Genomic DNA, 15,256 nt, shown 5'->3' with positions numbered 1-15,256 from the left:
AAAAGCAGACTGTTTGGTATTTAGTTTATTGTAAGCCAATCCTGTAAATCTTTTTAAAGTTTTCAAAACCGATCAAAAATTTGTTAAAAAGTGTTAAAATGGATGGTTTTGATGAGGTTTTGAAAAGTTTTCGACTCGTTTTTACCGGCTTTTTACGTCGAAAAGTGTTAAAATCAGGCTTTAAAAAGTATTTTTAAAATATCCGTTGTTTGATTTTTGTAATAAAGCTAAATTGTATTTTTATAGTTCATGCCATCAGCCGAAGCCTTAAAAAAAATCAGACCGATACAGCTTGTCGCTGTTATTTTCTTTACCGTCTCGGGTGGGCCCTATGGTCTGGAGCCGCTGCTGAGTTATGCCGGTGATCATGGCGCATTATTGGTGCTGCTGATAACCCCGTTGCTTTGGGATGTGCCCGCCATATTCACCGTACTGGAACTGAACAGCATGATGCCTATTACCGGCGGCTATTACAAATGGGTAAAATATGCCCTGGGCACCCGCTGGGGCTTTTATGAGGGTTGGTGGACCTGGCTCTATACTTTTGTCGATTTGGCCATATATCCCGTTCTGTTTGTACAATACGCATCGTTCTTTTTCCCGGTCTTGCTGCAATACCAGGTACCGGTGTGCCTGGTCATTATCTGGGCTTCGGCGGGACTAAATATACTGGGGATAGTGCCTGTAGGTAAAGTATCGCTGTTTTTGAGCGCGGCAGTACTGGCGCCGGTTATTATTTTAATTGTGCTGGCTATTCATAAGCATGGCGGCAGTTTAAGCATTCCATCGCCCTCTTTAAAAGGCATCAGTTTCCCCTCTTTTGGGATGGCTTTGTACACTGTAATGTGGAATTGCCTGGGTTGGGATAATATAACCACCTACGCCGAGGAGGTTGAAAAGCCGGTGAAATCGTACCTGGTATCCATGATCATCGCTTTTATCCTGGTAATGGTAGTTTACTTTTTTATCACCTGGATAGCCCAGCAATCGGGTATTAACCATGATACTTTAACCAATGATGGTTTCCCGGCATTGGGCGTGCTGGTAGCCGGCCGGTGGTTGGGAATTGCCATAGCGGCCGGTGGCATGGCCAGTACGCTGGGTATCTATGCAGCTGTATTACTATCGGTATCAAGGGTTCCGCAGGTGATGTCTGAAGATCATTTACTGCCTGCCGGGTTAAACAAGCTGCACCGCCGCTTTAAAACACCCTATATATCTATCATTATTTGTTCGCTGGTGGTTAGCTTTATGGTACTATGGACCTTTGCCGATCTGTTGATCATTGATGTAACCGTTTATGGTGCCGGATTATCCCTGGAATATATTGCACTGGTAAAGCTCAGGTTAAAGGAGCCGCTTAAAGTACGGCCATTCCGAATCCCCTTAAGTATCACCGGACTTTGCCTGGTATTGATTTTTCCTTTTGTGGTTTATGCAGTGGCATTAGGTGGCGCATTGTCGTCAACACCCGAAGCATTGAAAGCCGCGGTATTTGCAGTAGCCGCATTGCTAAGCGCCGAAGTGGTATGGCGTATTATTTTAATTCGCAAACCCCATTTAAAAACAAATTGAGTGGGTACAATTTAGTTAGAAGCTTTAGCCAGCCTGCTGATGATGGGTGCTTCAAAAATAGCAGATAGCACGCCTGGGATGTTTTTGCTTTCAGCAGGTTTTTTGAAATCTTCGGGATAAAAGATGTGGTCAACTCCAAGAGCTTTTAACAGGCTATCGGTTTTGGTATGGGCGGCATTTTTATAACAGCATACTTTTATTTTGCTGTACGCCGGGTTACTAACTATGCGGCGCAATATTTTTTCTATGTCCTTAATCAGGTGGTCATAATCAAATATGACTACGTTGGGTTTGATTTCATGTATGGTTGGGAAAATACTACTCACCACAGAAATATGCCTGAACATTTTGTTGTCAGCCAGTAAACCAACCGAAAAAGTATCGGCAGCAACCAATAGTACATTCTTAGACCGTATACGGATCATAGCCAATTAATTAAGGGGGGCTTATAAAATTAGAATTTAAATATCATTCCTACAAAATATTATCGCTAATTGTAATAATATTGATACAAAAAAAGTGTAATTGATGTAAATGTTAAAATTCTGACACTCAGTATTTTCTAATATAATAAATAAATTTCGTTGAAAGTAAAATACGGTTAAGTAACCCTCCGCTCATCAAATGATAAAGTATTATTTTTTCTGGCAGATTGACCTTATTACGATATCGGGAGGATGTTTGTTTCGATATTTTGGATATAAAAAACAACCATTGCCCGCAGGCAATGGTTGTTAGAAATGATAAATAACTATGTTGCCGGCTTATAAAGCCGGCTTATTTTCAGGCCGGACTGCTAAACGCTTCTAAGGCTCCGGCTATCCTGCTGATGGTTTCCTGTCTGCCCAATAATGCGGCTATGTCAAATACATGCGGGCCAAATTTGCCGCCAACCAGCATAATGCGGAATGGCAACATCACATCGCCTGCTTTTAAAGCTTTTTCATCCATCAGGGCTTTAAAAGCTTCCTCAAAGCTGTGCGCTTCCAAAGCAGTTTGGTCGCTGTTTAATAAAGCGGTAAGTGCGTTAAAGAAATCGGTTTTAGTGTCTGTCCACTTGGGTTTTACCGCGTTGAGGTCATATTCTTTGGGTTGCTCAAAAAAGTATCCAGCCTGCTGGTAAAAATCGGTTAGCAAAACACAGCGGTCTTTTATTAAGTTGATTACGGTTAAAAGGTAATCGTCATTATTGATTGTAATTCCTTTTTCTTCTAAAACTGCTTTTACTTTCAGCTTTAGGCTTTCAGCATTAAGCCTTTTAATCCATTCGGCATTGAACCATTTGGCTTTTTCAAAATCAAATTTAGCGCCGGCTTTACTTACCCGTTCCAACGAGAATTTTTCGATCAGTTCATCCAGCGTAAACAGTTCCTGGTCAGTACCATCGTTCCAACCCAGTGTAGCCAGCAGATTTAAAAATGCCTCGGGTAAAAAACCCAGTTCACGAAAACCGGGGGTAAGTTCGCCTGTTTTGGCATCAAACCATGTCATGGCATATACCGGGAAACCCAGGCGGGCGCCATCGCGCTTACTAAGCTTGCCATGACCATCCGGTTTTAATATTAAAGGTAGGTGTGCCCATTGCGGCATATCAGCTTTCCATCCCAGGTAATCCCACAGCAGTAAATGTACGGGAGCAGAAGGTAACCATTCTTCCCCACGAAAAGCGTGCGAAATTTTCATCAGGTAATCATCCACAACTACCGCTAAATGGTAGGTAGGCATACCGTCGGCTTTGAGCAGCACTTTATCATCAACCTGGTTAGTTTCAAAACTTACGTGCCCACGGATCATATCATTAAAGCTGATGGTTTCGTCGGCAGGCATTTTTATGCGGATCACGTGTGGTGTACCGGCATCAAGCAAGGCATCCACCTCATGCTGTGGCAGCGAAATGGAATTGCGTAAACTATCACGATATGCCTGTCCGTATTGAAAATTAGGGATCTCTTTACGGTTCTTATCCAGTTCTTCTGCTGTATCAAACGCGTAATAGGCGTGGCCCTGCATTACCAGGCGTTCAGCATATTCCCGATAAAGCGCCTTACGTTCACTTTGACGATATGGAGCATAAGGGCCTCCAGCTACGGGACTTTCATCGGGTAGCAAGCCGCACCATTTTAAACAATCTAAAATATATTGTTCAGCACCCTCTACATAGCGGGTCTGATCGGTGTCTTCAATTCTTAAAACAAATTCGCCATGATGTTTTTTGGCGAATAAATAGTTAAACAATACGGTGCGTACGCCGCCCAGGTGCAAACCGCCCGTTGGACTTGGCGCAAAACGAACTCTTACTTTTTTATCGGTCATGATGGGGCAAAGATAATTTTATTACCGGGAAGTTTGAAAGCGCATATGGTTCATAGATCGTAGTTCATGGTTTTTGACGTGAATTAAACATATCGGGGCTATGAACTATGATCTATGAACCATCGGCTAACAAAAATTATATATTCCAAATCAATTTTACGTTATTTGGGCTGTGCCCAGTATGAACCCATACCAACAGAAGAAGCGCTGGAAATATTTTCTGCTCGCGTTTGCCGTGGTTATTGCCTTTGGCTCTTTATTTTATACCCGCTATCTGGTTAAAAACATAGCCCGCTCCGAGCGTACGCGCGCGCAGGTTTGGGCCATGAGTATGCGACAGTTATTTAATTCGGATGATAATGATTTTTTGCAGTTTACAACAGGTGTGCGTGATAGCTTAACCGTCCCGGCCATCGTTGTAGATTCAAAAGGAGATTTTCTATACAGTAGAGGATTAGATACTACTAAGGTTTTTGTAAAACTTCAAGCTGAAGGAAGTAAGACAAAAAAATACGATCCGGAATATTTTAAGTCGGAGCTGGATTATATGAAAAGACAGCATGCTCCTATTAAATTATTAGTTTTGGGCGAACATTGGCTCGTATATTATAAAGATTCGCCTTTATTGCAACAATTGCGCTTGTTCCCTTATGTTCAGTTAACAGTAATCGCTATATTTTTGCTGATGGCATATACCGCTTTCAGCTCCTCCCGTAAATCTGAACAGGACCAGGTATGGGTTGGTTTGGCCAAAGAAACAGCCCATCAGCTGGGGACGCCCATATCATCACTAATGGCCTGGATTGAGCTGATGAAAGAAAGGTTCAATGCCGAAGGGGATACCCTGATAGCAGAAATGGAGAATGATGTACAACGCCTGGAAATAGTTGCCGATCGTTTTTCAAAAATAGGATCGAAGCCTGTGCTGGAAGAGCACAGTGTTTATGCTGTGGTTAAAGATTTTGTTGATTATTTTAAAGTGCGGGTGAGTAAGAACATTAGTTTTGAAATGACCGGCAACCCGCACCTTAAAGCCGGACTTAACATCCCCCTGTTTGACTGGGTATTGGAAAATTTACTAAAAAACGCAGTGAACGCCATTGAAGGCAAGGGAAGCATCCATATAGAAATAGGGGGCAACAAGGTAAAAAACCAGGTTTTTATTGATGTAACGGATACCGGCAAAGGCATACAGCGCTCCAAGTTTGACACGGTTTTTCAGCCGGGTTACACCACACGTAAACGGGGCTGGGGTTTGGGATTGTCATTAACTAAACGTATGATAGAGAATTACCATAACGGGCAGATATTTGTAAAAGACTCCGAAATAGGTAAGGGAACAACATTTAGGATCATATTAAAAAACACGCGAAATGATAGGCAAGCCATCTCCTGAAGAATATTCACCCTTTGCCAGCAGGTATATAAACCTGGTTCCAGATACTCAGGTTATTGAGCTATTGGAACGTTTAATGGAATCGAGCTATCAACTGTTCAGTAAACTTACAGATGAGCAGGCCGCTTATGCCTATGCTCCTGGTAAATGGACTGTTAAACAGGCGCTTGGTCATATGATTGATACCGAGCGTACCTTTGCTTACCGGGCCCTTGTTTTTTCACGAAATTATATTGAACTGCCCGGGTTTGATCAGGATGTTTATGTAGATAATGCTGATTTCAGTGCTCAAAGCATACAGGACCTGGCGGCGGAATTTAAGGCTACCCGCTTATCAAACATTTATATGATCAAAGGGTTTAGCGAAGAGCAATTACTGCGTACAGGTATTGCCAGCGATCACTTGTTTTCGGTACGGGCATTTGTTTATATGATGGCCGGACACGAATTATATCATATACAGTCTTTTAAAGAGAAATATCATATTTCAAACTAAATAAATATCGAAAAATGTGCTAAACGCCGAAAAGCCCCTGTTAAAACAGACGCTTTAAGTCGACGGAGAACCTACTGCTGATTATTTCTGAAGCGTAAGCTCGTCTTTATCTATTACTTCTTTCTTTTCTATCCGGTAGGAGAGAATCAATCCAGCTCCGCCGAAGATGGCAATCAGGGCAACGTAAAGGAAAAAGGCCTCGTCGTCCATATAGCGGAATACGGAATGATCTAAAATAAAGGCCAGAAATAAACCGACGCCTGAGCCGATGAGTAATAATCCCCATTTTAAGTTTTGATAAGGGGCAGATTGTGGTTTGTAACTACGTGGATCCATACCACGTTCAATCATCGCCAAATTTTCTCGTTTTTTCAAATAAACGATCCCAAAGACCATGGCAAGAAAGCCAAGAGAAACGATGATTACCATTAATATAGCCAATTGACTGGTTTCCATAATATTTAATTTTAATTAGTTAATTAATTTTTTTCTTGTTTTTTAATCACCATTGTGGTGTATTTGCAGGTTATGACTACACTGTTTTTAATCAGGTTACACCTTTAATGAAAAAAAGAGGTAAACGGCTAAAGGTCAAAGGCGGAAGAGGGGGCTGTAAAAAGAAATTATAAAATAATGATACTTTTCACGGGTACCAGGTGCTTACCCATGAAAGCGAGGTCGGGATATTTTTCTGCATTTTTGGTTTTTTCAATCCTTATTGTGATGCCGTCAATATAATAATTGTGCAAGGCTATTATATCATTGATATAGGAATAAGACGATTAGCGGCAATTTTCCTACAACTTCAATGCCTTCATGATTATCAATATAACTGCACAAAGCCATTTTTTTATCAACGGCGTATGCTAATAATTCCCATGAGCCAGATCGCGTGCCCCAAAACCTCCCGTCAATAAAATGATATAATTCGGGCTTATGGTCCTCATAGTATTCGATCAAGGTCAAATCGTAATAGTTATTAAATCTTTCTGAAATGAAAGCACCAATATATTTTCCGTTGTTACAATTGATGCTTAAACAATCGCCTCTTTTATATTTTATTAATTTATCATTTACTTTATTCGCAGAAGTGGCTTTAATTTTCATGTTCAAATAAGAATTAGCAGGACTAAATATAACGTTATTAATAAGCATAAAAAAGCCTGGCTCCATGTGGAGCCAGGCTTTCAAGTATTTCAAAAACGCCCCGCCAACTGGCCGGGGGGGGAGGGATTATTTTATCTCAAACGTAGCCTGTATCTGGAAGCTCAGTTTTATCTTTTTAAAATCGATGTCTGATTCGGCAGGTCCGGCAGCATCGGCGGCGGCTGATTTAAACATCATCATAGCGCGTGGCTGAGGAAAGCTGCTGTTATCACTTTCGCTGATGCTTATTGCAGAGCCCAATTTATCACCCAGTCCATTTACCAGGAAAGCGGCTTTATCACGGGCCGATAATAATGCTTTTAATTTCAAGGTGTTTTTCAACTCATTGATCTTTGAATAGTCATAACTCTGGATATTGGTTGATTGGATGCCTTTTGGATCAACCTTTGCCAGTATCTGGTTGAATTTATTCAGGTCGGTAACTTTAACCAGGTATTGTTTGCCAGCCAAAAAATCAGGAGTTTTTTTCTTTTGATAGGTGTTGTTCCAGGCCGAAACATCGTTTATTGTAAAATCTTCGCGGGGAATACCAGCGTCTTTTACACCTTTTTCCAACTGATTTTCCAAAACATCAATAGTAATCCGGTTTTTACCATTCATATATTCCTGTAATGAAATAGAAACATATATAATGTCGGGGGTAACTTCTTGTTCGGCAATGCCTGTAACATCAATTTTGCGGCGCAGGTCAACCGTTTGCGCGAAGGTTCCGTAAGTAGTCATAATTAATACTGCAAGGATAAGTAGCTTTTTCATGGGGTAAATTGTTTTTAGATTGCGAAACGGAGCTGAACCGTATTGTGTTTGTTTGGAGTTCAGATGTGGTTTCTTGTGATAGTTATTTTTATAAATATTATATGTTATGTGACTATGATAACGTGCCAAAAGTTTAATATGTAACAGGTGTTATAATTTATTTGTGTTGGGGACTGGTTATTAGGTTTGTATAAAGCTACAGTTTTTGTTTGAATTTAAGCTGATAGAAGGTAGGCGTCCGGCTTAAATTTTCATTAAATTTACATAAACCCTGTAACCTGATTTAAAGCCGCGGCGTCGGAGAGGTTGTAACACATGCAGAGCAAGCTTTCAGATATCGAACTTATAGAACAAACCCTGGCAGGTAACCAATCGGCCTATGCCGACCTGGTTAAACGGCACCAGCGTTTTGTATTTACCCTGGCTATGCGTTTTGCCAAGGGGCGGGAAGATGCTGAAGAGATTGCGCAGGATTGTTTTATAAAAGCGTACCGCTCGCTGGCATCGTTCCAGGGGCAGTCGAAATTTAGTACATGGCTGTACAGTATAGTTTATACTACAGCGATGACATTTTTAAGAAAAAAGAGGGTAGCAACAGATTCCATTGATGATGAAAATACCTTTATACAGGTTGAAAGCAGGGAGTCGGGCTATGATACCAATAATATAGAAAATAAATCAAGATCGTTTTACCTTAATCAGGCCATTGCGCAATTACTGCCCGATGATGCCACCATCATTACCCTGTTTTATAAAGGCGAGCAATCACTGGAAGAAATTGCCCAGGCATTGGGAATGGAAACAAACACGGTTAAGGTTAAACTATTTAGAGCACGCCAGCGTTTGAAAGAGAAGCTGGAGCAAAATTTAAAACAAGAGGTGAAAGAACTGATATGAACACGATTGAGGAAAAACTCTGGAATTATATTGATGACACCTGCAGCCCGGCTGAGCAGGATGTCATAGCCAGGCTTATTGAGCAGGATGAGGTGTATGCTCAAAAGTATCAGGAGCTGCTGGCACTTAACCAGGAATTTGCCAAAATGGAGCTGGATGAGCCACCGATGGCTTTTACTTATAATGTAATGGAGGCCATCCGTACAGAGAATGCCATGCAGCCATTAAAGGCTAATATCGATAAGCGCATTATCCTGGGCATCGCTATTTTCTTTGTATTTACTATCCTGACTTTACTAACATTTATATTTGCCAATATTCATATTTCCGGAATTAACATCAGCGCTACGGATATTAAACTACCCGTCGGAGTAAAATTACCCAGTACCAATAGCCTTGTTAGCGGACCGGTGTTAAAGTGGTTTTTGATATTTGATGTAGTACTTGCCTTATTTTTAACGGATGCTTATCTGCGTAGAAAAAAGACCGCCAGTCACTTATAAAATTGTTGTATAATGTGTATGCCAAAACCGACAAGTGACCATACAATTAGTCAGTTATGTAATCTATGTATCAGATTTTGAACATTGCTAAGGTATCTGAATTACATAATCATAAAATTTACAACCATCGACAATTTTGGTATAGTAATTGTATAACCTTACATGAACTGGTAAACTTACCAGTTTAATTGTGATAAGGTTTAGGTTGAAAGTCCCCCGGAGCAAGTCTGGGGGGCTTTTATTTTTTTACCCCTATCGCCCTGAAAGAGAAATTTAATTCGGATATTTAAGGGTAAGAAAATATAAAAAAAGCACTGCTATCGAAATTGCAGCGCTTCAAGATCGCAATTCAAAAACTCCTCTTCAGGTGGTTGGGAGGCTCACTTCGCCACTAAATACCTGCACAGCGGGGCCTTCTAAAAAGATATCGGTAAATACTTTTCCGTCGTAGTTAAAACGGATGTTCAAATCGCCGCCTAAAACTTTGATTGGGGTGGTGATGTGCCCGGTTTTTTGGTTATGACTGGCCATAGCCAGGGCTACGGCTGTAACACCTGTTCCGCAGGCAAAGGTTTCGTCTTCAACCCCGCGTTCAAAAGTGCGTACAAAATAGCCATCGCCGGTGGATTCTACAAAATTAACGTTGATGCCTTTTTCACGATAGGTAGCATTGTTGCGGATAGCTTTACCCTCCTGGTATACATCGCGGTGCTCCAGATCTTCTACTTGTTTTACGTAATGGGGCGAGCCGGTATTCAGTACATAGGCCTCGTTATCGGTATTGATCTGATCAACATTGATCATTTGCAGACTTACCCAATCGCCGCTGTCTGAAATTTTGGCATGGTGTGGGCCATCAACCGCCAAAAATTCAGTCTCGTTATTAATGATGCCCAAAAACTTAGCGAAAGCAACAATGCAACGGCCGCCATTACCACACATGCTGCTTGGGGCGCCATCGGCGTTATAATAAACCATCTCAAAATCAAAGCCTTCCTTGTTTTGTAGGAACATCATACCATCGCCCCCGATACCAAAACGGCGGTCGCACAGGCTTGAGATCAGCTTGGGGTTGGTATGATCTATCTTGTTTTCGCGGTTATCAACCAGTATGAAATCATTGCCGGCGCCCTGGTATTTATAAAATCGTATATTCACAATAATGTCATTTAATATCAGCTACTTAAGGTAGTTCAAACTTTAAACCGCAATTAACTGGTCCGGTATTTTCAATTTAACAAATTTTAACAAAAAACTCTTTAACTAATGGTTGACTATGTAGTCTATATGGTATTAAATTTGAGTTGTTAAATTATATAAACAAAATAAAGAAAGGCAAATATAAATGAAAAAGATAGGTTTAACACTATTAACCGCTTTTGTGGGAGGTGCACTTGCTTTAGGCGCATATAAGGTTATCGAGAACAAATACTCCGATAACATGAGCTTTGAGGAAAAGCAAAAGGTATATTTTACAAGCAATAAAATGGCGCCGGTAGTATCATCAACCGGGTCGCTTGATTTTACAGAGGCAGCAGCAGCAGCAACCCCGGCGGTAGTATATATCCGTACTACGTACAGCAGCCAATCGGGCGGTAGTCAGGATATGATGGAGCAAATGTTTGGTGATATGTTTGGTCAGCGTATGCCACAACGCGGTCCGCAAATGGCATCTGGCTCAGGCGTTATTATTTCGCCCGATGGCTATATTGTTACCAATAACCACGTGGTTGAAAAGGCTGATAAAATTACAGTAGCCACCAATGATCACCGTACTTTTCAGGCTAAAGTGATTGGTACAGACCCAAGCACCGATCTGGCGTTGATCAAGATCAGCGCGAACGACCTGCCTATTGTTAAATTGGGTAACTCTGATGAAGTTAGGGTAGGCGAGTGGGTACTGGCCGTAGGTAATCCGTTTAACTTAACATCTACTGTTACCGCTGGTATTGTGAGTGCTAAAGGTCGTAATATAGGTATTATTGGCAGCCAGGATAATGGCGATGACGATAATCCGTTTGGTCGTACACGTAATCTGCAGAGCGCTCCGAAACTGAATAAAGCGATCGAATCGTTCATCCAAACAGATGCGGCCATTAACCCTGGTAACAGTGGTGGCGCCCTGGTAAATACCAAAGGCGAGCTGGTGGGTATTAATGCGGCTATCGCATCACACACTGGTTCATATGAAGGTTACGGATTTGCTATCCCTGTTAACCTGGCCAAAAAGGTATTGAACGATATTAAAAAGTACGGTACCGTAAAACGCGGATTTGTAGGTGTAAGCTTTACCGAGCTTAACCCTGATGTGGCCCAAAAACTAAGCATCTCTAACACCAATGGTCTATATGTGAACGATGTGGTATCTGGTGGCGGTGCTGAGCAGGCAGGTATTAAAAAGGGCGATATTATTACCAAGGTAGAAGGTACCCCTGTATATGAATCATCCGATTTGCAGGAGCATGTTGGCCGTATGCAGCCTGGTGATAAATTGAATATAACCGTATTGCGCGATGGTAAAGAGAAAACATTTGCTGTGACACTTAAAGCAGATGCCACCCCAACCAACCGTACTGCCGCCGTTTCAAAATCGGCCGAGGAACTGTTTAATAAACTGGGTGCAAGTTTCCAGCCATTAACCGGTGCCGAAAAAGCCAAGTTCCATGTAAACTCCGGTGTGAAGGTAACCCAGGTGCGCCAGGGCCATTTGTTTGATAATTTTGAGATCCCTGTTGGATCAGTGATTACCAGCATCAATAAACAGCCTATCAACAGCGTAGCTGATATTGATAAAGCCATCACCAACCTGCGTAACGGTAACCTGGTTATTTCTGGTTACTATCCAGACGGAACAAACTTTAACAATATGTTCCAGGTGCAATAAGTGAAATTTAAATAATTGATTGTTTAAGAAGACCCGGCTATATGGCCGGGTTTTTTTGTTTTTAAGTTATGGTTTACACCGTAAACCGTTTTTTTGATAGAAAATAAACTAATAAATTGATTGTCAATTGAATAAACAAGTGTCAGCCCGAAAAAGTGTAAACCATGTAAACACAAATTTAACAAAATAACCCTTCTGGTAATACATGAGCAGACGGAGGATAAGGATTGAATGCGCGGTATCGACTCACCCAGACATCGCTGCGCTCGTCACCCCTCTCTTCACCTGCGGTGGAAAGAGGGGGAAAGCCGCGTCATTGCTGTAAAGGTCAGATAATTCGAGGACAGATTAGTGTAACTTAAAGTTATGCGAATTAACACGAACGATCTGACCCTGAAACGCAATTATTTGCAAACCTATCGTTATCTAATCAAAGATTACGAATTGGTCAAACAAGGCCTTCACCCAAATTTTAAACTGGTCAGGGAGTTTTATGAATTCCATCACACCGACCGTCGAAGCTTTCTCAAATATTACAACCGGTATAAACAATCCGGAAATGAGGAAGACCTGTTACCGGCAAAACGGGGGCCTAAGTACAGCACCCGAAGGCCGTCCCTTATTGATGAAGCTTGGGTGCTTGAAATGCGCTCCCGGGGCAACAATAAGTTTGAAATAGCTGATGAGCTTAAACAGAAATCAGATAACTTTAAGCCATCGCCATCGGGAGTTTATAATATCCTGAAGCGTTACGGTAAAAACCGTTTAAAACCAGCAGACAAAGAAGTTAAACGTAAGATCATCAAAGAACGTATGGGACAGTTAGGTCATATCGATTGTCATCATTTAAGCAAAACCATCATTCGGGGCCAGCATCGTAATCTTTACCTGCTTTGTGTCCTTGATGATTACTCCCGGGTAGCATTTGCAGAGGTTATGGAAGATATCACTGCCTTAACCACTATGTTTGCCGCCTTGCGCTGTATGCGGATGATCAGAGAAAAGTTCGGCATCCAGTTTGAAGAGATCATTGCTGATAACGGCCCGGAGTTTGGCCCGGCCAGCAGCCAGAACAAACGCAACCATCCTTTTGAACGGATGCTGATGGAAACCGGTATCAAACGCAGGTATATTCAGCCCTATAGGCCGCAGACAAACGGTAAAGTGGAACGCTTTTGGCGTACCCTTAAAGAAGACCCGATCGAGGAAACCGATTTCGATACCCTCGAAGAATTGGAAGACGAACTTACCAGGTACCTGGTTTATTATAATTGGGAAAGACCTCATCAAGGTATTGGTGGAAAAAAACCTATTGATATGATCACCCTAAACAACCAAAAATAAACCCGCTAATCTGTCCTCGAATTACTAAACCCTTACAATTGCGAGGTACGAAGCAATCTCTATGCTTTACAGAGCAAACATGTATGACTGACCTGCTTATGTAGAGATTGCTTCGTACCTCGCAATGACGCCTGGGGAATAAGTCCCTACCATCAAAAAAAACTCACTCCCACCGTCCAGCCAACCCAGCCGGTCCAGCTATTGCTGTTTTTAATAAAGCTGTGGTGCAGGTCCCTAACGTAAGCATATCCATTAACCGGGTTGCGCTGATCAGAGTAAAAAAGGTTGAGTGATGGGCCTGCATTGAGAGAGAAGGCTTTGGCAAAACGGTAGGTTAAAGCAGCATCAAGCTTGCCCAACAGGTTGGTGCGTGCCCAGTTACCCTGGTAAACATATTGTTCACTTATTTCGGGGTTAAAGCCCAGGTGTTTGCCCATGCCCAATTCGCGGCCAAATCCAAGCCCGAAGGCGTATAATTTATTATTGTTGTTTACCCTAAGGCCACCCATCCACATGGTGTACAGGTTTTTACTACCTGTTTTAAGAGCTACGTTGGCATTCAATGTTTCGTTGGATGAAAAGGCCAGTTTATGATAGCCGTAACGTACAATATTGATCAATCCAATACTGTAACCCGATGAGGTATCAGCTATATTGATCAATCCCAATTGAACACCGCGCAGGTTGCGGGCATAATTAAAAAGTCCGGCCACTTGCACACCGCTGTATTTTTGCCCGGCAATATTTCCCAATGCGGCCAATTGTATGCCCCTTACCGAACCCCGGGTGTGATTATACAGGCCGGCCACCTGTATGCCGTTCAGATCACGTTTTACACTGTTATGCAGGAGCGAAAGCTGTATCCCCCGAACGCTGCCCAGTACATTATTGTACAAACCCCCAACCTGTATCCCGTTTACATTACCACCTACCACGTTGAATATGCCGGCTATTTGTACCGCGCCCACGTCGCCCTTGTCCAGGTTAAAAATAAGGCCCAGTTCAAAACCGTCAACCCCGGCATTATAACCGCCAACAGCGTTCAGGGAAATCGAGTTAACTACCTGACCGCTAAATTCGGCATGGGTGCTTACACCTGGTATGGCCGATGCCTGGAAGGGAGCCTGCGCTATGAGGCCATGCAGATTGGCTGCCCTTATCTTTTGCGATGCTGATGTGAAAAGGCGACCCAGGGCGGTGTGCTCAATGCCGTCATCCTCATTACTCACCATGTAGCCATCCTCATCCAGTTGCGATTGGTTGGGGTTTACAGTGACACCAGAGAGGAAAGTGACCGTAGTATCTCTGTAAAATTCCTTACTTACCGTTAGCATTACGGGTTTGCCGTTGTTTTTAAGGCGAAGCTCAAAGTGGCCATCCTTACCGGTAAGGGTGGACTGCAGCAGCGAGCGGTCATACACACTGGCATTTTCCAGTTTTTTGCCGCTGCGATCGTCGGTTACAAAACCGCTGATGCTATACTCGTCATTTTCTGCAATGGCTTTTTCGGTAATTAAGGATAGCTGTAAGGGAGCGTAGCGCAGGATCACAAAACTGCGCGTTTCCTTATACTCAAAACGATTCAGGAGCATACGGTCGAGTACTTCCTTTATGGTCCAGTTATCAGCATCCAGCGTTACAAGACTATCTGTTTTGACGATATTGCTGTTGTACGAAAAAGTAAAATTTCCCTTTTGCTCGATAGTTTTTAACACTGTGCCTAAACGCATGTTGCTGACATGGACAGATATGTTCTTGGCGAGGATAGATTCACCTTCGGTTGCCCGGCTAATAGCCGGGAGTGTAAATATGATCAGGAAGAAAAGGATATATCTGTGCAAGCTGTACATAAGGTAATTTCGGAATTGGGATGTTCGATTTCGGATTTTTCTGAACTCGAATCCACTGAGTTTTTTAATTATTTA

The 15,256-nt window shown here is 42.2% G+C and carries 14 protein-coding genes; 7 read left to right on the top strand and 7 right to left on the bottom strand.

Annotation, left to right across the window (positions count from 1 at the left end; translation table 11 throughout):
* The first annotated feature begins 249 nt into the window (after positions 1–249).
* Positions 250–1,575 carry an APC family permease gene (locus tag ACNURT_RS02245; protein WP_419700363.1) on the top strand — a complete coding sequence of 442 codons (1,326 nt, stop codon included), beginning with the start codon at positions 250–252 and terminating at the stop codon, positions 1,573–1,575.
* Positions 1,576–1,586: 11 nt separating this feature from the next.
* Here the strand turns inward: ACNURT_RS02245 and ACNURT_RS02240 are convergent, their stop codons facing one another.
* Together ACNURT_RS02240 and gltX are read right to left on the bottom strand one after the other, a co-directional pair.
* On the bottom strand, positions 1,587–2,000 hold the full coding sequence (locus ACNURT_RS02240; protein ID WP_370995781.1) for a hypothetical protein: 414 nt from the start codon (positions 1,998–2,000) through the stop codon (positions 1,587–1,589).
* A gap of 358 nt (positions 2,001–2,358) precedes the next feature.
* Positions 2,359–3,888: a glutamate--tRNA ligase gene (gene gltX, locus ACNURT_RS02235; RefSeq protein WP_419700362.1), complete on the bottom strand. Its 1,530-nt coding sequence runs from the start codon at positions 3,886–3,888 to the stop codon at positions 2,359–2,361.
* Positions 3,889–4,069: 181 nt separating this feature from the next.
* Here gltX and ACNURT_RS02230 point away from each other — a divergent pair, with 181 nt between their 5' ends.
* Together ACNURT_RS02230 and ACNURT_RS02225 are read left to right on the top strand one after the other, a co-directional pair.
* Positions 4,070–5,284: a sensor histidine kinase gene (locus ACNURT_RS02230; protein ID WP_419700361.1), complete on the top strand. Its 1,215-nt coding sequence runs from the start codon at positions 4,070–4,072 to the stop codon at positions 5,282–5,284.
* Positions 5,262–5,780, top strand: coding sequence for a DinB family protein (locus ACNURT_RS02225; protein WP_419700360.1), 519 nt, complete (start codon positions 5,262–5,264; stop codon positions 5,778–5,780). Before ACNURT_RS02230 ends, ACNURT_RS02225 begins: the two co-directional genes overlap by 23 nt.
* Before the next feature lie 81 nt (positions 5,781–5,861).
* Here the strand turns inward: ACNURT_RS02225 and ACNURT_RS02220 are convergent, their stop codons facing one another.
* From ACNURT_RS02220 to ACNURT_RS02210, 3 genes are all read right to left on the bottom strand, one after another.
* Positions 5,862–6,236 (bottom strand): DUF6249 domain-containing protein, encoded by a 375-nt coding sequence (locus tag ACNURT_RS02220; protein WP_370995777.1) that lies wholly within the window; start codon positions 6,234–6,236, stop codon positions 5,862–5,864.
* A 303-nt stretch (positions 6,237–6,539) separates the two neighbouring features.
* Positions 6,540–6,887: a hypothetical protein gene (locus tag ACNURT_RS02215; protein WP_419700359.1), complete on the bottom strand. Its 348-nt coding sequence runs from the start codon at positions 6,885–6,887 to the stop codon at positions 6,540–6,542.
* Between the two features lie 126 nt (positions 6,888–7,013).
* On the bottom strand, positions 7,014–7,703 hold the full coding sequence (locus ACNURT_RS02210; protein WP_419700358.1) for an SIMPL domain-containing protein: 690 nt from the start codon (positions 7,701–7,703) through the stop codon (positions 7,014–7,016).
* A gap of 315 nt (positions 7,704–8,018) precedes the next feature.
* Between ACNURT_RS02210 and ACNURT_RS02205 the strand changes: the two genes are divergently transcribed.
* Both ACNURT_RS02205 and ACNURT_RS02200 read left to right on the top strand, forming a co-directional pair.
* The gene (locus ACNURT_RS02205; protein WP_419700357.1) at positions 8,019–8,600 is read left to right on the top strand and encodes an RNA polymerase sigma factor; all 582 of its coding nucleotides are present in this window, start codon (positions 8,019–8,021) and stop codon (positions 8,598–8,600) included.
* A complete protein-coding gene (locus ACNURT_RS02200) occupies positions 8,597–9,103 on the top strand; it encodes a hypothetical protein (protein WP_419700356.1) in 507 nt (168 codons plus the stop codon). Before ACNURT_RS02205 ends, ACNURT_RS02200 begins: the two co-directional genes overlap by 4 nt.
* Positions 9,104–9,466: 363 nt before the next feature.
* Here ACNURT_RS02200 and dapF read toward each other — a convergent pair whose 3' ends face one another.
* Complete coding sequence (dapF, locus tag ACNURT_RS02195) at positions 9,467–10,261, bottom strand: diaminopimelate epimerase (protein ID WP_419700355.1); 795 nt, start codon at positions 10,259–10,261, stop codon at positions 9,467–9,469.
* Between the two features lie 187 nt (positions 10,262–10,448).
* Here dapF and ACNURT_RS02190 point away from each other — a divergent pair, with 187 nt between their 5' ends.
* Positions 10,449–11,987 (top strand): Do family serine endopeptidase, encoded by a 1,539-nt coding sequence (locus tag ACNURT_RS02190; RefSeq protein ID WP_370995772.1) that lies wholly within the window; start codon positions 10,449–10,451, stop codon positions 11,985–11,987.
* 366 nt (positions 11,988–12,353) lie between these two features.
* On the top strand, positions 12,354–13,331 hold the full coding sequence (locus ACNURT_RS02185; protein WP_419700354.1) for an integrase core domain-containing protein: 978 nt from the start codon (positions 12,354–12,356) through the stop codon (positions 13,329–13,331).
* A gap of 152 nt (positions 13,332–13,483) precedes the next feature.
* Here the strand turns inward: ACNURT_RS02185 and ACNURT_RS02180 are convergent, their stop codons facing one another.
* Positions 13,484–15,181 carry a hypothetical protein gene (locus ACNURT_RS02180; protein ID WP_419700353.1) on the bottom strand — a complete coding sequence of 566 codons (1,698 nt, stop codon included), beginning with the start codon at positions 15,179–15,181 and terminating at the stop codon, positions 13,484–13,486.
* Between the last annotated feature and the right edge of the window lie 75 nt (positions 15,182–15,256).

It is taken from the genome of Mucilaginibacter sp. NFX135 (assembly GCF_048565145.1).
Classification (GTDB): Bacteria; Bacteroidota; Bacteroidia; order Sphingobacteriales; family Sphingobacteriaceae; genus Mucilaginibacter.
Note: the sequence above shows the minus strand (reverse complement) of the source record. Positions and strands in the feature narration are given on the sequence as shown.